Consider the following 20549-nt stretch of genomic DNA (forward strand, 5'->3'; position numbering starts at 1 on the left):
TCGATAGAAAGCTGGGGCGGTTCAACAAGATTCAGATCTGCACTCCGGTCGGGTCGGATGGTCGATGGTCCTGCGACACCATCAGCGTGTGGAGCTTAAACCAGCCGACTTCATCGTTTAAGCGTCGATGATCAGCGAGGTATCTGTGATATCTGGCGAAAGCTTGAAGGACAGCCAACCAAATGGGGCTCTGACAGCTACGTCGAATACGATGAGCGAGGCGTGCAGAGACAACAAGATCACTACCTTCTCCTTGGTCGATGCGTTTGGCTGTCAGGAGCCAGTGGCGGAGAAGTGCTGGTAGTCCTTCGGACTCGTCCAGTCGCCGCCCCACTCCCAGCCGACATCGCGGAAGGCGCGCACGACAACGGAGTCGGCGGTGATGAGACCTTTCACCGTCGCTCGACGGGCTCCGGGTCTGGCGTACGGCTGCCCCGCCTTCGGTGACACCCCCGCCTGCGTGACGTACGGGTTCTGGACCGGGTTGAGGTCGATGGCCGCACCGAAGGAGTGCTGTGACCAGCGATCGGTGCCGGCCACGGTTCTGCAGTTGAAGCCGGACGAGTTGTTGGCGGCCATGGACTTCTCGTCGTCTCCCCCGTACTCGCTGACCAGCACCATTCGCTGGATCGGGAACCGCGCCGCGTAGAGCTTTCGGAAGACGGCGACGACGTCGTCCGCGTGCTCGGCGGCGATCACCAGCTCGCCGGATCGCACTCGGCCGTCGAAGTCCCAGTAACTGAGGCGCAGATAGCGAAGGTCCGCCAGCGGCACCGGGCACCCGGGACGGTGGCTGGTGGCCATCCGGGCGCGGATCTCGTCGGTGATGGGGCTGACCGAGGACTTGAAGGCTGGTGACGCGGGCGACGCCCGGGGCGGTTCGTCCGCCAGCCCGGTCCCGCGACGCAGCTTCCGCCACGCCGCCGTCGCCTCGGCCGCGGCACGTCCGTTCTGGAAGCGCGGCAGCCCCCCGGCTGCCGGGATCACGGCCGGTCGCCAGCTGTCGGCGACGACCCGGCCGTCGCGGACGGTGAGGTCGAGCAGCCCGGTCGCTCCGTTGCGTCCGTGGTACCAGATGAAGTTGCCCAGCCCGTACGACACATATGTGGAGCCGAGCCAGCCCGCACCCTGCAACCGGTGGCTGTGGGTGCCCACCACGGCAGCGGCTCCGGCGCCCGCGAGCGCTTTGGCCAACGCCTGCTGCCTGGTGGTGGCCTTGGTCGAGTTCTCCTCGCCCCAGTGGAGATAGACCACCACCGCAGCTCCCTCGGCCGCCGCCCGGTCAACGGCACGCACCAAGGCCGACCTGCCTGGCCCGCGAGCAGCCGCCAACCCCGGCGTGCTCGCACCTGCCTGCCAGTGCGGCGCCGTGCTCTCCAGGAAGGAGTCGTCGGCGGCGAAGAAGGCGAACTGCTGTCCCCGCAGGGTGACGCGATACGGCGTGAGTGCCTCGGCACGATCGCGGCCTACGCCGAGAACGGGAATCGGGGCGGTTGCCTTGACCCGGAGCGTGTCGGCCAGTCCTTGGGCACCGAAGTCGACTCCGTGGTTGTTCGCGACCGAGACGGCGTCGACGCCAGCCGCGTGTAGTGCCTCGAGCGCCGACGGCCCGGTTCGGAAGTGGTAGCGATTGTCGGCGTCCTCCAACTCCTTGGGATCGCGCGTGCCTCTGTTCGTGAGGGCGGCCTCCAGGTTCACCATGGTGAAGTCCGCGGCCGCGGTCGCTGCCTTGATCGGGTCGAGACCCGTCTCTGGTTCGTCGAGGAACTCGCGAAGGTCATCCTCGAACATCACGTCACCCCCGAACGCCAGCCTCACCGTCCTCGACGCAGGAGGTTCTGAAGACGGTTGGGATCGATCGCCCCGAGCCGACTCTTGAGCTGGACTCATCGCAGCCTCCACGGTGTCGCCAGGTGGGCTTGGCGAGGAACGAGCAATCGCAGGGCCACGAGCGCGATCAACGCAGCCCATCAGCAGAAGCAGGCCCACCAGATTCGCGGCGACGACCGCCGAGCGCGTCCGGTACTTGGCCGTGTGGAACGTCATAGGCCGCCGCTCCGTTCACTCCGAGCGCGAATGACCCTACAGATTTCAACGAATCACCAGTTCACATGGTTCCGAGTCCTCCGGCCGCCCGATGCCGAGCGATGACGCGCACGTCGGAGCAATAGCCCAAGGTCTGGCGTGTCGCCACGACTCGACCTAGCGTGGAAACACCGCTACCCCATCTCGGCAGGAGACGTCGATGACGACGCACCGAAGGAAGCTGATCCGCTGGGCAGTTCTGATCGTGTCCGGCCTCGCCCTGCTCGTACCGACCGCTGCACCGGCCGACGCCAAGCCCCGTGGTCACCGCTCTCCAGCCGTGATCGCGCTGCCGAACGGGTTCCTGCCCGAGGGCATCACCATCGACCAGCGCGGCCGTGACCGCGGCACCGCCTACTTCGGCTCTCGTGCGGACGGCGACATCTACGCCGCGAATCTGCGGACCGGCAAGGGACGCGTCATCAGCCAGGGCCCCGGCACACCATCAGTCGGGCTGAAGACGGATCACCACGGATTGCTCTACGTCTCGGGCGGTGCCTCCGGCACAGCGCGGGTGGTCGACATCCGCAGCGGGCGGATCCTGGCCGAGTATCAGCTGACCGACGCAACCGCCACGTTCGTCAACGACGTGGTGTTGACCAAGCATGACGCCTGGTTCACCGACTCGCAGCAGGCCCAGCTCTACGCGGTGCCGCTCGCCAGGAAGGGGCGACCGGCGCCGGCCTCGGCCGTCCGTACGGTGCCGCTCACCGGCGACTGGCAGCAAATGGCCGGGTTCAACGCCAACGGCATCGAGATCAGCCCAGACGGCCGCTCGCTGCTGGTCGTGCAGTCCGGCACCGGATTCCTGTTCCGGGTCGATCCGCGCACCGGCCACGCGAAGCGGGTCGAGCTCGGCGGCGCACTGCTGACCAACGGCGACGGTCTGCTGGTGGAAGGCCGCACCCTCTATGCGGTGCAGAACCAGTTCAACCAGGTCGCGGTCGTGCGCCTCGACCGCGCGGGCCGGTCGGGTCGGTTGGTGACCACCGTGACGGATCCGCGGTTCGACATTCCGACGACGATCGCCTCGTACGGCAAGCACCTGTATCTCCCCAACGCCCGCTTCACGACGCCGCCGACGCCGGAGACCCCGTACACGGCGGTGCGGATCAAGCGCCCCTGAATCGGGTGGTCTGTGGGGAGCCGTCAGCGTAGGGGCATGCTGCTGCCGCGGACGATCAACTGCGGGACCAGCACGGCCTCGCGGGCTTCAGTTCGGCCGTGATCGAGCCGCTCGACGGCGGCCGAGACGGCCCAGCGGCCGAGTTGATCCACGTCCTGCCGGACGCTGGTCAGGTCGATCCGGCGGAGCCTGGCCAAGGCGGAGTCGTCGTAGCCGGTGATGGATAGGTCGTCGGGCACCCGTACGCCCGCGGCATCGAACTCCTCGATGGCGCCCACCGCGCAGCTGTCGTTGAAGGCCACGACCGCGGTCGGCAAAGGTCCCGTACGCAGCAATTCCTGCGCCCCTCGTCGGCCACCTTCCTCAACGAGACCACCACCGACGATCGTCGCCCGGTCGAGCAGGCCGTGCCGCCGCATGCTCTCCTCGAATCCTGCCCTGCGCTCGCCGGAGATGACCCCGCTGCCACCGTCGATATGAGCGATCCGGCGGTGTCCCGACTCCACCAGGTGATCGACGACAAGCCCGGTCCCGGCGCGATCGGAGCAACGCACAACGTCGGCCTCGGGGATGCCGAGCGTCCTGCCGACCGAGATGACCGGTGTGCCGTCCAGCAGTGCGCGGACCGCCTCTCCGTCGAGTTCCGAGCCGACCAGCACCAGCGCCTCGCACCGGAATTCCACGGCGGCCTCGATCGCCCGTTCTTCCGAGTGCCTGGCAGTCCAGGGAGTCAACACGATCTGGTAATGATCCTGCTCAGCGTCCGCGATGATCGCATCGACGATCTCGGCATGGATCCAGTTGTGCAGATCCGCGACCACACCCAACTGGCGCGTACGCCGCAACGCAAGCATGCTGGCCGTCCGGTTGGGCCGATAGCCGAGGCGATCCGCGGCCGCGAACACGCGCCGCCGGCTCTCCTCACTGGCCCCCGGCGAACCTCGGAAGACAATCGACACCAGCGCTTTCGACACACCCGCCTCACGGGCGACATCGCGCATCGTCGGGCGCGGGTCGGCCCGCTCCGCCGTCGACACGGGTCCTCCTCAGATCAGGTCGGGCTGGCCCTCGAGCCAGGCATCGATCATCCGGGAGGCGATCGAACTGGCGCCCGGCAGTCGGACCTCTCCGGCTGCCACGGCGTCGCGGACCTCGGCGCGGGTCATCCAGGCCGCGTGCTCGAGCTCGTCGGCGTCGACGCAGATCTCGGTCGAGAGAGCCCGAGCGAAGAAGCCGAGCATCAGGGAACGCGGGAACGGCCAGGGCTGGCTGCCGAAATAGCGAGTCTCCCCGACCTCGATGTCGGCCTCTTCGGCGATCTCTCGATGGATCGTCTGCTCCGCCGACTCACCGGTCTCGACGAATCCAGCAAGCACCGAGATCCGGTTGCCCCAGGACGGTTGGCCGCCCAGCAGCAGCCGGTCGCGGTCATCGAGCACGCCGACGATCACCGCCGGATCGGTCCGCGGGAAGTCGTCGATACCGCAGATGTCGCAGTGCCGGGCGAAGCCGCCGTTGATCGCCAGCGTCTCGCTGCCGCACCGACCGCAGAACTGCGCCGTACGGTGCCAGTTGCACACCGCCGCCGCCGTGGCGGCGATGTCGCGCTCGCTGTCGCTGAGCTGGAACCCGACTTCGCGGAAGTCGTGCACCTCGCCCTCGGTGAGAGCCTCGACCACGAACACCGGGCATCCGTTGAGCATCCCCAGCAACCGGTGCCGCTGATCGTCGTATTCGACGAACGGCTTGGTCATCCGCAGCTTGCTGCCGCCCACATTGGTGGTGAAACGCGACTTGTTGTCGATCTTCAGCAGCCTGGCCTCGCTGTCCCGCCACAGGTTCGCCACCCACTCCGGCGAGGTGCGGTGGTGATCGACGCGGTCGAGGTCGCTGGCCATGGCCCAGTTGAGCACCAGCACAGCCTACGACCCAGGGTCGGAAATCAGCTGCTCGATCTCGGTTCGACCCGCCAGACGCTCCGGTCGCACGATCGTGTCGGTCGCCACCAGATAGAAGACCGCGTCGATCCGCGCCGGCGGCAGCCCCCAAACCTCCGCCCACGCCTGCCGATAGATCGCCAGCTGCAGCGGATCGGCCGCCTCGGCGTACCCGGTCTTCCAGTCCACGATCTGAAAGTCGTACGGGCGCTCGCCCTCCCTGGTCACGTCGCCCTCCCCCCGCAGGTCGTAGACGGCGTCGATCCGCCCCCGCACCAGCGTGCCGCCGACCGCCAGGGTGACCGGCGCCTCCACCGCATAGGGCACCCGGGTGCCGTATGCGCCGGCCACGAAGGCGTCGCAGAGCTCGCGCAGCCCTGCCTCGTCCACGGTCGTGGTGTCGGCCCGGTCTGCCAGCTCGTCCGGATCGAGGAGCGGCTGCTGCCCCAGATGCCCGGTGCCGATCGCGGCGCCGAAGTACTGCTCGACCCACTGGTGGAACCGGGTGCCAGCGCGGGCTGCTCGAGACGGCGGCCGGGGCATCGGTCGGGCCAGTTCGGCCGCCAGACCAGGTGAGTCGTGCTCCAGCCTCAGCAGCGTGGTGGCGGCAAGGGTCTCGGGCAACGCGACCACGGTGCTCTCCGACCGGGCGGCCGCGAGCTCAGTCAGCAGCCGCTCGAGATCGTCGTCCCACCGCGCGGTGATCTCCAGTCCGTCCAGCAGAAGCTCCGCACCCGATCCGGTCGGGCGGTCATAGCTGCCGGTCTCCGCGCGGCGCCGGCGCGCGGCCTGCACCGCCTCAGCGGCGTCGGAGCGATGCCGCCACGCCTCCGGGTCGTAGGGCGCCGGCCATGCCACCGGGGCAGCCGCGGTGACCAGCGGGTTGGCGTCAGCGGTCGGCGGCGCCTCGGCCAGCACCTGGCCCTGCCGCTCCGCCTCGGCCAGGATCGCGCTGAGATAGCTGGAGGTGATCCGCGGCCGAACCCCGTCGACCCGCCAGGTGTGTCCGGTGCCGACCAACAGCCGGCGGGCCCGAGTCGCCGCCACGTACGCGAGTCGGTCCTCGGCCAGCAGCTGCTCCCGTTTGAGCGCCTCCTTGTACGACTGAACGGCGGTGTTGCTGGTCTCCCCCAGCTGCGGGATGGACTGGGCGTCACCGCGCAGATCGGCGGGCAGCACCCCAGGATTGGTCAGCCAGTTGTCGGTGACCCGGTCGCTGGGGAAGATGCCCTTCATCAAGGCGGGCAGGAACACCACGTCCCACTCCAGGCCCTTCGCCTTGTGCACGGTCAGCAGCTTCACGGCCTCCCGGTCCGACGGCACCGCCTGCTCCAGCCCAGCACCGGTGTCGATCTCGGCCTGGAGATAGGCGAGCAGCCCGGCCAGTGACGCATCGCCGTCGACATCCACGTACGCGCCGACCGCGTCATAGAACGCGCCCAGCTGATCGCGACGGTTGGTGCGGTCCAGCACCGGGGTGGCCATCAGCTCGACCTCCAAGCCGAGCGTGCTGATCACCCGGCGGCACAGGTCCAGCACCGGCTCCCCGGTGTGCCGGCGCAACGCAGCAAGCTCGGCGGCAAACTGGCCACACCGTTCGAGCGCCTCGGGCGAGTACGGCAGCTCCCCCGGGCTCTCCACCGCGTCCAGCAGGCTGATCAGCTCGGTTGGATCGACATCGGCGACCGCACCCTCCAGGTCGCGCAGCACGTCGTCGGCGACCGCGTCATCGTCGGTGACCTGACCGACCTGGGCCAGCTCGCGAGCCCGGCGACCGAGCAGGGCCAGATCCCGCGGTCCGATCCGCCACCGCGGGCCGGTGAGCAGCCGGACCAGGTCCGGGTTGGCGGTGACGTCGTGCAGCACGCGCAGTGTGGAGGTCACGTCCATCACCTCGGGCAGGGTGAGCAGCCCGCCGAGCCCGACGATCTCCACCGGCACGTCCCGAGCGGTCAGCTCGGCATAGAACGGGGCGATGTCGGCGTTGCGCCGGGCGAGCAGGGCGATGTCGGCCCAGTGCGCCGCCGTGCCGTCGGTGCGGGCCGCGATCACCTGGTCGGCGACCCAGCTGACCTCCTCCGGCCAGGTCTCGAAGGTCGCCGCCCGGACCTGACCCGGCGAGGTGCCGTCCGGCGCGACCAGGAACCCCATCCCGTGCGTTCCCCCGCTCGAACCCGCCGGATCCACGGTCCCCTCGCGCAGCGTCGTCTCGCGCAGCGGGCGGCTGAGGACGTTCGCCACGTCGAGGATGGTCTGCCCGCTGCGCCGATTGACCGTCAGGGCGAACCGGGCGGCCGGGCGCCCGGTCGAGGTCTTGAACTGGTCGGCGAAGGAGGTGATGTTGCTGGCCGCCGCGCCCCGCCAGCCATAGATCGCCTGGAACGGGTCGCCGACCGCAGTCACCGGATGTCCCATGCCTTCGTGTGGCGTGTATCCCGAGAAGAGACCGCGCAACATCTTCGCCTGAGCGGCGGACGTGTCCTGGTATTCATCCAGCAGCACGACCCGGTAGGTCGAACGGGCCAGCTCCGAGACCGCGGGCACCTCCTGGGCGAGCCGAGCGGCGATCGCCATCTGATCGGCGAACTCGACCACGCCCAGCCGCTGCTTGAGCTGCTGATAGGCGACCACCAGACTGGCCAGCTCCAGCCGCTCCTGCGCAGCGGCGGCAGCCTTCTTCACGTCGGCATAGACATTGCCGTAGCGGTTCAGCGGTGCCGAGGCCAGCTCCAGCAGGTGAGCGTGCGCGTGCGGATCGAGCTCGCCGGTCGAGACCAGATGCTGCTGCAGGTCGGCATCCAGCCGCAGCACCCGCTCGGTGACCGAGGCCGGCCGCAGCCGGGAGATGTGCTCGAACGGACCGGCGGCCTCGCGTACGACCCGGGACGCCAGCCGATAGCGCGTCGCCCCGGTGATCATGGTCGGGTCCGTCTCGTAGCCCAGCCGCAGGCCGTGCTCGGAGACCAGCCGGGCGGCGAACGCGTCGTAGGTCATGATCACCTGCTCGCCACCGGCGTCCACGCCCTCGGCCGGCACCACTCCGGCGCGCTCCAGCGCCGAGCGGACCCGCAGCGACAGCTCCGCGGCCGCCTTTCGGGTGAAGGTGAGACCGAGCACCTCCTCAGGTCGGACCTGTCCGGTGCCGACCAGCCAGACGACCCGGGCCGCCATCACGGTCGTCTTGCCCGAGCCGGCCCCGGCAATGATCACGCCAGGTTCCAGCGGGGCGGTGATCGCCGCCAACTGCTGATCCGAGAAGGCGATCTGCAGGGCCTCACTCAGCTCGCCCGGATCGTTGAAGACCGCCGTGCCGCGGTCGGGCAGCGGCAGGTTGACCACGCTCACGAGACCACCTGCCGTCCCGTCGGCACGGCCGGACAGCTCGCGGCGAACGAGCACCAGCGGCAGCCGGGACCCACCCGGGCGACGAACCGCTCCTGGCGTACCAGGTGGGCGGCCACCGCCAGCCGGCGATGCACCCAGGTCGGCTGCTGGTCGATCCCGGCCGGCAGGTCGCCCGGATCAGGCCCGTCGTCGGGACGCTCGGTCGGCCAACCGACGTCGTCCAGCGCCGCCTGATGAAACGAACGCGGCAGACCACCGCTGTCGCCCAGCCGGAGATACACCAGCTCGGCACCGCCCGGCCGAGCACCCGGTCCGGCCAGATCGTCGAAGGCACCGGCCGCGACTGCCAGCTGGTAGATCCCCATCTGGTCCTGCACGGCCACGTCGGCGGCCTGCGGAGCGGACCGGGAGGTCTTGAAGTCGACGATCCGGATCCGGCCGTCTGAGTCTCGCTCGACCCGGTCCGCGCTGCCGGTGAGCAGGACCTGATCCGAGCCCAGGTCGATCAGGACGCGGAACCTGACCTCGGTGCCGAGCAAGGTGAGCTGCGGACGCGCGGACTGCCAGCTGACGAACCGATCGAGGGCCGCCTCGGCCTCGGCGCGCTCCACCGTGGACAGCCACTTGGCGTCGAAGCTCAACTGATCCCACACCTGTTCCAGGTGCCCCACCAGCTCACTGCTCGGTACGTCGGCGCGGGCCCCGTGATCGGCCAGCACATGGATCACCGAGCCGAAGGTCGCCGCGGTATTGCGGGCCGGGTCCGCCTGGCCCTTACGCGACAGGAACCACTGGCGGGGGCAGCCCAGCAGTCCGGCGAGCTGGCTGCCGGACAGGGCGATCGGCGCGTCCGGCGCGGTCACCGGCTCCAGCGTCGCGAGGTCGGAGAGCTCGCGCATCCCCCACCACCGGACCGGGTCGGCCGCCGGCACCAGCTGCCGTCCACGCTCGTCGACCACATCCGCGACCCGGGCCAGCCGCGCGGCGGCCTCCTCCCGCAGCGCCGGTGGCGACTCGGGATCGGCACAGGTACGCCGCAGCTCAGCCACCAGCGCGGCCAAGGTCAGGGGTCGTCGGGGCCGGCCATGGACCGACTCCACCCGAACCCCCAACTCGGCCAGGAACCGCGACGGCTGGTCCCCTTCGCCTTCGGTCCCCGCGACCGCAGTGACGATCAGCCGACGCCGGGCCCGCGTCGCCGCGACGTAGAACAACCGGCGCTCCTCGGCGATCCGTGAAGCCGTCGGCTCGATCTCGTCGAGCCCATGAGGGCTGAGCCGGTCCGGCTCCAGCAGCGAGCCACGACGCCGGATGTCGGGCCAGCTGCCTTCCTGAACCCCGGCGATGACCACCAGATCCCATTCCAGGCCCTTGGCCCGGTGCGCGGTCAGCAGCCGCACGGCGCCACCTCGCAGATCAGCCTCGCGGAGTGTGTCGGCGGGGATCTGCTGTCCCTCGACCTCGGCCAGAAAGCCGGTCACTCCGCGCAGTCCGGCTACCTCCTCGGAGCGATGGGCGATGTCGAACAGCGCGCAGATCGAGTCGAGGTCCCGATTGGCCCGCCGACCCGACTCACCACCCAGCGACGCCTGCTCGCGGAGCCGGTCCGGCCATCGCGTACCGGTCCACAGCACCCAGAGGGCCTCCTCCGCGGTGCCACCTGCGGTGATACAGCGTTCGCACCGCTGCAACAGCTCAGCCAGAGCGGCCGCGCCGCGGAGCTCGGGGCGGTCCGCTCCCTCGGCTCGCAGGTCGGCGATCAGCTCGGGCTCCTGCAGCGCAGCGGCGATCAGCTGATTCGACGGCCGGGGCAGTGCGCTTCCCGCCAGTTCGGACCGCTCGGCCTGGCGCAGAGCCCGGCCGAGTCGACGTACCGCCATCGCATCCAGTCCGCCCAATGGGGTGGTGAGCAGCAACTGTCCCTCGTCGGGGTCGATCTGCCGGCCGTTCGCCGCGATCTTCAGCGCCAGCAGCAGCGGACTGACCGCTGGGTCGATGGCTAGTGGGATCTCGTCTCCGGCCACCTCGACCGGCACCCCGGCCGCGGTCAGCGCCCGGCTGAGCCCGGGGATCATCGCCCGGCCCGCGCGCACCAGCACCGCCATCGACTCCCACGGCACCCCCTCGCGCAGATGCGCGGCCCGCAGCAGCTCGGCGATCTGATCGGCCTCGGCGCCGGGCGAGTCGTAGGTGTAGGCCTCTACTCGCCCGTACGGCAGTCCCGTCGCCGAGCGCGGCGACCGAAAGGACTTGCGGAGGTCAGCGGGGAGCGCGCCGGGGAGTGCCAGCCGGTCGGCGACGCCCCGGCTGGCGGCCAGCAGCGCGGGTCCGAACCGGCGGGTCTCCCCCAGCGCCAGCACAGGTGCCGGCGCGCCCTCCTTGGTGCGGAATCGATGCGGGAACTCGGTGATGCCCCGCGACTGAGCGCCCCGGAACGCATACACCGACTGATCCGGATCGCCGGCGACGACCAGATTGCGACCGTCGCCGGCGATCACCTGCAGCAGCCGCACCTGAGCCGGGTCGGTGTCTTGGAACTCGTCGACGAACACCTCGTCGATCTCGCTGCGCAGCTTGGCGGCCACCTCCGGGTCGGACAGCAGGATACGACTGCGGTGCACCAGTTCGGCGTAGTCGATCACCTGCTCGGCGTCGAGCACGTCCAGGTATTCCTCGAAGAACTCGCCCACCGCGATCCACTCGACCCGATCCGCCGCCGCACCGGCGTCGACCACGTCCTCGGGATCCATCCCCAGCTGGCGGGCCTTGGCCACCACCGAGCGCACCTCGGAGGCGAAGGCCCGGGTGCCGAACGCCCGGTCCAGGCTGTCCGGCCACGCGACGCGCCGGGTCTCCCGGGTGCCGGCCAGGGTCTCGCGAATCCGGAACTCCTGCTCCGGCGCGGTGAGCAGTCGCAGCGGGTGCGCCAGCGGATCAGCACCGGGGCCCGGGTCTGTGCCGCCATTCTCGGACCAGACGCCCGTGTCGGAGAAGCGGCGGACCAGCGCATAGCAGAAGGCGTGGAAGGTGAGCACCATCGGTGTCACCACCGTGCGGCCCTGCCGAGCCGCGATCCGGGTGCGCAGGTCGGCAGCGGCCTTGCGAGAGAAGGTCAACACCAGCACCCGGTCGGGGGTCATGCCCCGGTTCGCGATCCGATCGACCACCGACTCGACCAGCGTGGTGGTCTTCCCCGTCCCCGGCCCGGCGAGCACCAGCAGCGGACCACCGGGATGGTCCACCACCGCCCGCTGGAACGGATCCAGCACGGGGGCAGCCAGCGGCTCCCGCCGAGGTCGGACGAGCGTGTACATGATTTGGGTCAGGCGCCTTCGAGGTCGTACGGATCGATGCTCAGATTCCACCACTCGCCACTGACAGTGTTGTCGACGACTCGCTGTTCAGCCGCGCCCTGCCCCAGCTCCCCACTCCGGACCCGACCCCCACTTCGCACCAGCTGATGCGACTGCGCACCACGCCCGCCTGATGCGCAGTCGACCTAGATGGTGCGGAGTCGAATCTGGGGCCGACCTAAATGGTGCGGAGTCGAATCTGGGGTCAACGCCCAGCCGGCAGCCAAACCTCGGCTCACAGCACCTCGCGGTCGCCGCGGACGGCCGACAGCACGACGATCGCGGCGGCGGCCAGCAAGGCGGTGCCCAGCACCAGTTCACCCAGCTCGGCGAACCCGTTCACGGCCGAGAACGTCTGGGGGCGCCGGATCAAGACGTCGGCAGCGACCACGGTGACGGTGAGCAGCGGATAGCCCAGCGCCAGCAGCACCCGGGTCGACCGGCCGATCCGGCGGCCGGTGGTGTTGGCCCAGTCCGACGCAGTCAGGAAGTCCCAGGTGACACCGAACAGCACGAAGGCCACGCCGCTGCTGCCCACCAGCGCCGCCACCGGGTCGGCGATCACCGAGCGCATCGAGAGCACGATTGCCAGGGTGAGCACGGCGGCCAGCCCCAGCGCCCGATCGCGCGACAGGCGTCGGGTCACCAGCAACCAGCCGGTCACGACCACGATCCCCGCCGTCACCACGCTGACCAACGCGTCGGGATCCACCCAGAAGGCCCAGCGATAGCCGGTGAGGAGCCGGAAGGAAAGGGCGAAGAACATCACGCCCGTGCTCCCCAGTACGAGCGCGAGGCCCGGTCGTCGGCGTCGAGCCTGCCACAGGCCGACGACCACCAGGATCACACCCAGCAGCACCCGGAACCCGTCCAACAGCCGGTCTATCCACGGCGTCGTGTCGACGCTCTCCGGCGCGTACGAGGGGTTCAGGCTCACCACGATCTGGAAGCCGAAGATGAGGACGTAGACCGGGATCATCAACGCGATCGTGGCGGCGCCCACTCCGATCGAGATACGACTGAGGTCCTCGGGCAGTTCAGCGACGGAGACGTCGCGAAGTGGCGTCAGCCGCGAGACCAGCCACCCCAAGCCGACAAACCCCGCAACCAGCACGACGGCCGGCACCAGGGCGCGCCAGCCACTGTTGGCCACGTCGAAGTCGCTCAGCCGCCTCACTTCCTGCGCCAGCCGCAGCACCACCACCGCCCCGAGCACCACGTACGGCCAGCTGCCCGCGGCCAGTCGCTGGGTCGTTCTGGTCGCGGCCATGGTCACACCGACTGCGATCTCGGCTACCGCCGCGCCAGCGGCGATCACGGCCGGTAGCACGATGAAGGTCAGCAGGCTCATGGTCTGGTCCAAGAAGACCGGTGCCATCCGATAGCCCAGCCGACGGCTCGTCTCGGCGAGGGCGAGCGTGCAGAGCGCGAGCACCAGACCGATCAGCCCCAGGACGAGCGGGAACTCCCACCAGGCCGGCTCCCGACGTCGCCCGATGACCGTCAACACCACGACGACCAGCACCGTGAGTCCAGCCGCTATGACCGGCGATCGGGCAATCGTCGACGTGTGGACAGCCGACCCCACGACGGTCGCAGACGACCAGATCCCGAGCAGCAGGGCGAGCGCCACCAGCCCGATCATCTTCATCCACCAGGGACCATGGATGGCCGCCACCGTGAACAGGGCGAGGCAGAAGCCCAACAGGAAGGTCAGCAGCCAGACGACCCCGTCGGGCACGCTACTGGTGACCGAGTTGGGCACACTCAGCGACGACCAGGATCGGATCGGCGCCGATACCAGAGCCACCACCCCGGCGAGCACGAACAGCACGCAGCCCACGGCCACCACCGCTCGCAGCCCGTACGGCCACTGCCCGTCGTCTCGGAGCCGACCCTCCCGGACCCGGGCCACCAGCCCTTGGTCGAGGACGGTTCGGACCGCGTCGCGCACCCGGCTCACGGCTCGGAGCTCCAGGTCGTGAACGCCCAGCCCGCGACGTCGAAGACGATCACGCCGTGGCGATAGGGCGCCGCCATGTACGCCACACTTGCCAGCGTCCGTTTCGGGGTGTCGACCCGCCTTCGCAGGGACAGCTCGCGGTCGCGGAACTCGGCGCTGGAGGTGCCCCAGCCGACCATCGTGTCGCCCACCACGGTCACCGCCGCATACGCCGGCAGCCGTTGCTGAACGACCCCATGCTTGTCGATCGCCAGGGTGTCCAGCCTGGTGGCAGCCAGCAACAGATCACCGAAAGGCTGCAGCGCATCCAGCGTGCCGGTCTGCGGGAGCAACCAGCGATGCCGGCCCGAGGTGATGTCCAGGGCGTCCAGGGTCCCCTCGTGACGTACTACGACGAGGTCACCGAAGACCGCGCCGAGAGTGCCCGAGACCTCACTGGTCCACAGTCGCTCACCGCTGTCCGCGGCGAAGGCGGTGGTGGTCCCACCTTGGTCCAAAGCAACGACGACGCGCGAGTCGGCGACCAATGGTGCGCTCAGCTGTTCGGCGATCTGGGCATGCCAGATCTCGGCTCCGGTGAGGACGTCGACCACCCGTACGCCGCCCGCCACGTCCCCGATCGCGACCCGTCGGTCGTCGACCCGGATCGCCGGACGAAAGGCCACGTCGTCCAGCGCGACGGTCCACAGCCGTACGCCGGTGTCGGTATAGCCCACCGCCTCCCGCCGGCTCGTGGTCACGACCACGACCTTGCCGAAACCAGCGAGACTCAGCACGGTGCCGCCGGGGTGCATCCGCCACAGCGTCGTCCAGGAGTCGATGGTCCGTGGCGTCGTCGCGACCAGGTCGTCGCTGCTGGTGGGGCGAATGAGCAGCCCCGAGGCAGTCACCACCGAGGGCAGCAGCCCAGGTGAACCGGTCATCTGGCCCGGTCCCAAGGTGGGATCGGCCGAACGAAGCTCGAAGTCGCGTCGTCGCCAGGTCGTGGGATCGGTCCATTCCCAGGTCTCGTCGACGGTCTGCACACCAACGGTCGGGGCACCGGACGACGCCGCGACGGAGGTGGTCCGGGTCGCACCGTCGACGGTCTCCTCCGAGACGATCCCTCGGCCCTGACACCACAGCTTGGCCACTTCCCGCTTGGTCACCTGCCGCGGGGTCCCGCGCGGCCCCGATGTCACTGACTCCACGATCGTCCCGGAGACCCGCAGACAGCCCGGCTCGGCGGCCTCCGCCCGGAGGTCGCTGCGATAGGCGCGGGGGCCGACCTTGCCCTCGCTCGACCAACTGGCTCCGGCAGAGACATCTGCCGGCAGTTCGACCAGTCCCGGTGTGTAGACGTCGGCGGCCGCGGCATCGGAGTCGGCGATCAGCGTCACTGCCTGGTCGACCTGATAGACCCGAACCCGCTGCGGCTCGCCCATGCTGCCGATCTTGGTGCCGGTAGTCCGCCAGAGCCGGATCCGATCGAGTCGATCGAACCCGACGACCCCGCCCACCTTGGCGCCCAGCGTGAAGTCCAAGCCGTTGTGCACCAGATCCCCGGTCCGCCGAGACGACTCCTCGACGAGCTTGCCGGTCACTGTGCGGTCGCCCGTCGTGGTCGTCTGCACCCGATAGCTGACCGCTCCATCATCTGGCAGATAACCCGATGCCGTGGTCCGGCCACCTCCTGCGCCGCCCTGGTCGGCAACGAAGAGAGCACCCGCCACCAACACGGTGACCAGGCTCACCACGAGCAACGGCAGCCAACGCGGTCGATGTCTGCTCGGCAGGTCAGGCGGGTGAGTTCTGGTGCCGCTCTGCACGTTCGGCCCCGCTGGCGGATCCCAGCCCGGGTCGACGCCCCCGTACGGGCCGCCCTCGCTCGGCTGCTCCGGCGCCGGCATCGTGGACCAGTCCTGCACGGGGTACGGCGACCATCGCTCCCCGTCGCCGCCGGCTCCCGGCGGACCACCCCACGTCGACATGGTCGCCATTCAAGCCGACGCCAGGGTCCTGCCACGGACCCCACGCGTGGGCGAGCGGCACAACCGTGGCTCAGACCGGCGTGGACCTAACACGGCAAATTCACCTCAGGGATAAACAGACACAACTGTCGGTTTCTGCTAGCGTAGGGCAATGGCCACTCCCGAGATCTCAGTCCAGCTCTACTCGATCCACGCCGCCCTCGATGCCGACCTCGACGGCTCCCTCGCCAAGCTCGCCGACATCGGCCTGCAGACGGTCGAGGCCTTCGACTTCGTGCGCCGGGCGGATGCCTTGAAGGAATCCTTCGAGCGGTACGGGCTGAGCTCGCCCACCGCCCACGCCATCTTGATCGAGGACGAGGGCGTCGCCACCCCCGACGGTCTGCTCACCGTGCCGCCGGCGGAGGAGACCTTCGCCGCCGCCAATGTGCTCGGCGTGCAAACCGTCATCGACCCCTTCGTCGCACCGGAGCGCTGGACGACCCTGGCGGATGTGCAGCGCAACGCCGATCGGCTGAATGCCCGCGCCGAGCAGGCGAAGGCCTACGGCCTCAAGGTCGGCTACCACAACCACGACCACGAGCTGACCACCAAGATCGACGACCGCCCCGTCCTCGAGGTATTCGCCGAACTGCTCGATCCGGCCGTCCAGCTCGAGGTCGACCTCTACTGGGCCAACGCCGGCGGCGCCGACATCGTCGAGCTGCTGCGCCGCCTCGGCGATCGGGTCGTCGCGGTGCACGTCAAGGACGGCCCGATGCGTCCCGGGATCAGCGCCCGCGAGCTGCCGAAGGATCAGCAGCCGGCCGGCCAGGGCGACGTGCCGCTGGCCGCGGTGCTCACCGCCGACGACCTGACGATCCCGTACGCGGTGCTGGAGTTCGACCACTACGAGGGCGATGTCTTCGACGGCCTGGCCCAGGGTTACGCCTGGCTCCAGAAGACTCTGGCCTGACCTCGCGCAGCGCAGCCGGCGCGACCGGGAGTGCAGGAGCGGATCGAGTCGAGACATGCCTTTCGTCTCGGCTTGATCCGCGACGAACGAGCGGTCCTGAGCGCCGGCGAGCAGCGCAATAGAGCTCGCGCAGCGCAGCCGGCGCAATAGAAAGAGCTAGTGCAGCGCAGCCGGCGCGCTCAGCTGCCCGCGATTGCGGGCGGCCGGGTGCGCCGTCGGTGTCTTGTTTCGCTGCCAGACAAGGGAAATTCATTCGCGGCATGGAGTTCTGCGAACTCGTGACGGCGGTGTCTCCGCCCCACTAGGGTGACGCCAACGGCTCGCGCCCAGTCGGGGGACATGGTGGCAGTCGGCCGTTCTTGGGGGATCATGAAGCGCCCGGCCGCAGTCCTGACCACGCTCCTGCTCGCGATCGGGCTGCTCGCGGCGCCACCGCCATCGACAGTGTCCGCAGCTCCGCGCGACATCGACAACTCGTCTCTGGAGTCGGTGCGGGACGCCTATCTGACCTGGCTACGGCCGGCGTTGAGTGCGCCGTGGACCTGGGACGGCGACCCGAGCAAGTGCGTATCGGGCTCACCCTCGCCCCAGAATCAACCGGCGGAGGCAGCTGGGGCCTTCTCTCCAGGGGGCCGAGCCGCGACGCTCGAGGCGATCAACTACTACCGGGAGATGGCCGGCTTGCAGCCGGTGACGGAGTACGCTCCCGGCTCTCACCTGGCTCAGCAGGCCGCGTTGATCATGCACGCCAACAACCTGCTCACACACACCCCCACATCGAGCCTGGCCTGCTACAGCAAGGACGGCGAGATCGGCGCAGGCACCTCCAACCTCTATCTCGGGCGGGTTGGAGCACGCGCCGCAGACGGGTTCGTGGACGATCCGGGAGCCAACAACGTCCTGGTCGGCCATCGGCGCTGGGTGCTGTATCCACCACTGTCGGGGGTGGGCATCGGGTCAACCGACAAGTCCACCAGCCTTGTCGTCTTCGACAGCGGAAGCCAGAACAACAACCCGCGCCCCAGTGGTGGCACGCCATGGCCGTCAGCCGGCTACGTCCCCTGGGAGACGATGCCCACCAGTGGGCGCTGGTCCTACGGCGCACCCCGGGGGACGAACTTCTCCAATGCCACCATCACCATGACGAAGAACGGCAGCCCGTGGCCAGTGCAGGTGACTCGGTCAAATGAGCTGTACGGCGATCCCGCCGTGGTGTGGACCGGGGGTCCGATCACGGAACCGGCTGGCGATACGGTCGACACCTATGACATCACCGTCGCTGGGATACCCGGTGGCCCGATCAACTACCAGGTCAAGACGTTCCGGGCTGCGGTAGCTCGAGTCGGCACCGTCACAGTGGCTGGTGATCCCAGCGTCGGCAACACCCTCACCGCCACGGCAAACGACCCGCAACCTTCGGATGCGTACGTGAGCTATGCCTGGTATGCCGATGGCGACCAGGTCGGCAGCGCACGAACTTACTCGGTCGCAGCCAGCGACGTCGGAAAGCAGCTGGTGGTCAAGGCGACGGCAGCGCTGGCAGGCTGGGCAAACGGCACCACGAGTTCGAGCGCGCTCACCGTCAAGCCAGGTGTCCTCAAGCCCCAAGGCGTTGGCATCGATGGAACGCCCGTGGTGGGACAGTCCCTCAGCTTCGTCAAGGGAAACTGGGGAACCGGACTCTCCCCCACCTTCAGCCTGCAGTGGCTCCGCAATGACGAGGCGATCCCGGGAGCCGTCAGTTCCCCGTACCTCATCACCGCAGCCGACCTCGGTACGAACATCGCGCTCCGGGTCACCGGCATGGTGCCGGGCTACACATCGGCGACCGTGACCACTGGATCCGTCGGACCGGTCACGGCTCCCGTGACACCCACTCCGACGCCGACGCCCCCGACGCCGACACCAACGTCCCCGTCCCCTACCCCGACGACGCCCACCCCCACGACGCCCGCCCCGACCCCGACAACACCGACAACACCGACGACGCCGCCCTCACCGCCGAAGAAGTTCACCAACGTCCCGACGCCCACCATCTCCGGCACGGCACAAGTGGGCAAGATCCTCACTGCCAAGCCAGGCAGCTGGTCACCAGCGCCGAGCAGCTTCCAGTACCAGTGGTATCGCAACGGGAAGGCGATCACGGGTGCCACTGGACGGACCTACACGCTCGCCCCGGCCATCAAGGGCGGCACCGTCACGGTCCGGGTCACCGCCGCACGGACGGGCTATGCCACGACCACCTCGAAGCCCTCGAAGACGACCAAGAAGGTGAAGGTTGGCACGATCACCGCAGTGAAACCCAAGATCTCCGGCACTGTCCGGATCGGCCATACCCTCACTGCGGTGCCCGGCAAATGGAAGCCCACGACGACGAGGTTCGCCTATCAGTGGTACCGGAACGGATCGAAGATCAAGAAGGCGACCAAGGTGAACTATCTACTCGGCTCCACCGACAAGGGCAAGAAGATCTCGGTGAAGGTGACCGGGAAGGCGACCGGTTACACAACCAAGGCCAAGACGTCGTCCAAGACCGGCAAGGTGAGTGCCTAACGGGACCTGCGATCGCCTGCGGCCCCGTCGGCGCCACGTCCAGTCTGGCGCCGACGGTGTCGGTCAGGAGTTCCTGACGACGCTGGTCAGTCCACGTGGTCGACTTCGGCACCGCGGACGCCGAGCATGAACAAGATGACGTCGAGCCGGGGCACCGAGACGGTGGTGTGCGCCCGCGCCCGGACGGCCGGCTTGGCGTTGAACGCGATGCCCAGACCGGAGGCGGCCAGCATGTCGAGGTCGTTGGCGCCATCGCCGACGGCTACCGCCTGGGAGGGCAGGATCCCTTCTACGGCGGCGATCTCCCGGAGCAACTCGGCCTTGCGGGCACGGTCCACCACAGGTCCGACGACCTCGCCCGTGAGGCGACCGTCGACGATCTCCAATGTGTTGGCATAGGCGTGGTCAAGCCCGAGATCGGCCTTGAGCCGGTCGGTGAAGGCGGTGAACCCACCCGAGACGACGGCCACCGAGAAGCCCATCCGCTGCAGCGTGGACACGAAGGTCCGGGCACCGGGCGTCAGCCTGATCCGAGCAGCAGCTCGGTCCAGGGCTGCGACCTCCAGCCCAGCCAGCCGGCGTACCCGCTCGCGGAGCGACGTCTCGAAGTCCAGTTCGCCGGCCATCGCCGCCGTCGTCACGGCCTCGACCTCGGCTCGGCAGCCCGCCTCGTCCGCCAGCAGCTCGATCACCTCGTCGGCGATCAACGTCGAGTCGACATCCATCACCACCAGCCGCTTGGCCCGCCGCTCCAGGCCGTTGACCTGCACGGCGACATCGATGTGGTGCTCACGTGCGACCGACACGAGCGCGGTACGCATCGCGTCGGGATCATCGACGATCACCACCAGGTCGTACGCGGTCACCGGCTGGGTCGCCAGCCGAACGATCCGGTCGATGTTGCCGCCGGTGTCGGAGATCGCGTCGGCCACGGCCGACAGCGCAATCGGCGTCAACGGCTGGCCCAGCACGGTCACCGCGTGCCGGCGCCGGGACGCACGCTGGGAGGTCGCCTCGACTCGCTCGAAGTCGACCTTCATCTCGTTGCGGAAACCCCAGTACAAGATGTCGCGCAGCAACGCGTCGGAGGCACTCTCCAGCCGAACCAGCACATCGAGGGTGAGCCGCTCCCGGACGACCAGTTGCTCCATGTCCTCCAGCTCCGCCCCCGCTCGGGCGAGCAGACCGAGCAGCTCGCTGGTGAGCCGCGGCCGATCCCGGCCCGATGCCCTGATCAGCAGCGGCAGTTGTATCTCACTCAT

11 protein-coding genes are annotated in these 20549 nt (G+C 69.1%); 3 read left to right on the forward strand and 8 right to left on the reverse strand.

The features are described from left to right. Positions 1–273 precede the first annotated feature (273 nt). Positions 274–2046 carry a CapA family protein gene (locus MLP_RS26525; protein WP_013864055.1) on the reverse strand — a complete coding sequence of 591 codons (1773 nt, stop codon included), beginning with the start codon at positions 2044–2046 and terminating at the stop codon, positions 274–276. A 199-nt stretch (positions 2047–2245) separates the two neighbouring features. Here MLP_RS26525 and MLP_RS15335 point away from each other — a divergent pair, with 199 nt between their 5' ends. After that, positions 2246–3211 carry an SMP-30/gluconolactonase/LRE family protein gene (locus MLP_RS15335; RefSeq protein ID WP_013864056.1) on the forward strand — a complete coding sequence of 322 codons (966 nt, stop codon included), beginning with the start codon at positions 2246–2248 and terminating at the stop codon, positions 3209–3211. A gap of 23 nt (positions 3212–3234) precedes the next feature. Here MLP_RS15335 and MLP_RS15340 read toward each other — a convergent pair whose 3' ends face one another. From MLP_RS15340 to MLP_RS15365, 6 genes are all read right to left on the reverse strand, one after another. Next, positions 3235–4248 carry a LacI family DNA-binding transcriptional regulator gene (locus MLP_RS15340; RefSeq protein WP_013864057.1) on the reverse strand — a complete coding sequence of 338 codons (1014 nt, stop codon included), beginning with the start codon at positions 4246–4248 and terminating at the stop codon, positions 3235–3237. Between the two features lie 9 nt (positions 4249–4257). Then, the gene (gene nudC / locus MLP_RS15345) at positions 4258–5124 is read right to left on the reverse strand and encodes an NAD(+) diphosphatase (protein WP_156821175.1); all 867 of its coding nucleotides are present in this window, start codon (positions 5122–5124) and stop codon (positions 4258–4260) included. Between the two features lie 9 nt (positions 5125–5133). Next, positions 5134–8493, reverse strand: coding sequence for an ATP-dependent DNA helicase (locus MLP_RS15350; protein WP_013864059.1), 3360 nt, complete (start codon positions 8491–8493; stop codon positions 5134–5136). After that, positions 8490–11807 carry an ATP-dependent helicase gene (locus MLP_RS15355; protein WP_013864060.1) on the reverse strand — a complete coding sequence of 1106 codons (3318 nt, stop codon included), beginning with the start codon at positions 11805–11807 and terminating at the stop codon, positions 8490–8492. Before MLP_RS15355 ends, MLP_RS15350 begins: the two co-directional genes overlap by 4 nt. 274 nt (positions 11808–12081) lie before the next feature. Beyond that, positions 12082–13809, reverse strand: a complete 1728-nt coding sequence (locus MLP_RS15360; protein ID WP_013864061.1) for a hypothetical protein — start codon at positions 13807–13809, stop codon at positions 12082–12084. Continuing rightward, the gene (locus tag MLP_RS15365; protein WP_172641580.1) at positions 13806–15779 is read right to left on the reverse strand and encodes an outer membrane protein assembly factor BamB family protein; all 1974 of its coding nucleotides are present in this window, start codon (positions 15777–15779) and stop codon (positions 13806–13808) included. Before MLP_RS15365 ends, MLP_RS15360 begins: the two co-directional genes overlap by 4 nt. A gap of 151 nt (positions 15780–15930) precedes the next feature. On the opposite strand from MLP_RS15365, the gene MLP_RS15370 reads away from it, so the two are divergent. After that, positions 15931–16734, forward strand: coding sequence for a sugar phosphate isomerase/epimerase family protein (locus MLP_RS15370; protein ID WP_013864063.1), 804 nt, complete (start codon positions 15931–15933; stop codon positions 16732–16734). Positions 16735–17103: 369 nt separating this feature from the next. Beyond that, the gene (locus MLP_RS28055; RefSeq protein ID WP_049804564.1) at positions 17104–19287 is read left to right on the forward strand and encodes a CAP domain-containing protein; all 2184 of its coding nucleotides are present in this window, start codon (positions 17104–17106) and stop codon (positions 19285–19287) included. A gap of 86 nt (positions 19288–19373) precedes the next feature. Here the strand turns inward: MLP_RS28055 and serB are convergent, their stop codons facing one another. Next, a complete protein-coding gene (gene serB / locus MLP_RS15380; protein WP_013864065.1) occupies positions 19374–20549 on the reverse strand; it encodes a phosphoserine phosphatase SerB in 1176 nt (391 codons plus the stop codon).

It is taken from the genome of Microlunatus phosphovorus NM-1 (assembly GCF_000270245.1).
Classification (GTDB): Bacteria; Actinomycetota; Actinomycetes; order Propionibacteriales; family Propionibacteriaceae; genus Microlunatus; species Microlunatus phosphovorus.

Coding starts and splice junctions, on each gene's coding strand:
- MLP_RS15365 (WP_172641580.1), bottom strand. CDS start 15,779: ATGTCGACGTGGGGTGGTCCGCCGGGAGCCGGCGGCGACGGGGAGCGA.
- MLP_RS15370 (WP_013864063.1), top strand. CDS start 15,931: ATGGCCACTCCCGAGATCTCAGTCCAGCTCTACTCGATCCACGCCGCC.
- MLP_RS15335 (WP_013864056.1), top strand. CDS start 2,246: ATGACGACGCACCGAAGGAAGCTGATCCGCTGGGCAGTTCTGATCGTG.
- MLP_RS26525 (WP_013864055.1), bottom strand. CDS start 2,046: ATGACGTTCCACACGGCCAAGTACCGGACGCGCTCGGCGGTCGTCGCC.
- MLP_RS15355 (WP_013864060.1), bottom strand. CDS start 11,807: ATGTACACGCTCGTCCGACCTCGGCGGGAGCCGCTGGCTGCCCCCGTG.
- MLP_RS28055 (WP_049804564.1), top strand. CDS start 17,104: ATGAAGCGCCCGGCCGCAGTCCTGACCACGCTCCTGCTCGCGATCGGG.
- serB (WP_013864065.1), bottom strand. CDS start 20,549: ATGAGTGAGATACAACTGCCGCTGCTGATCAGGGCATCGGGCCGGGAT.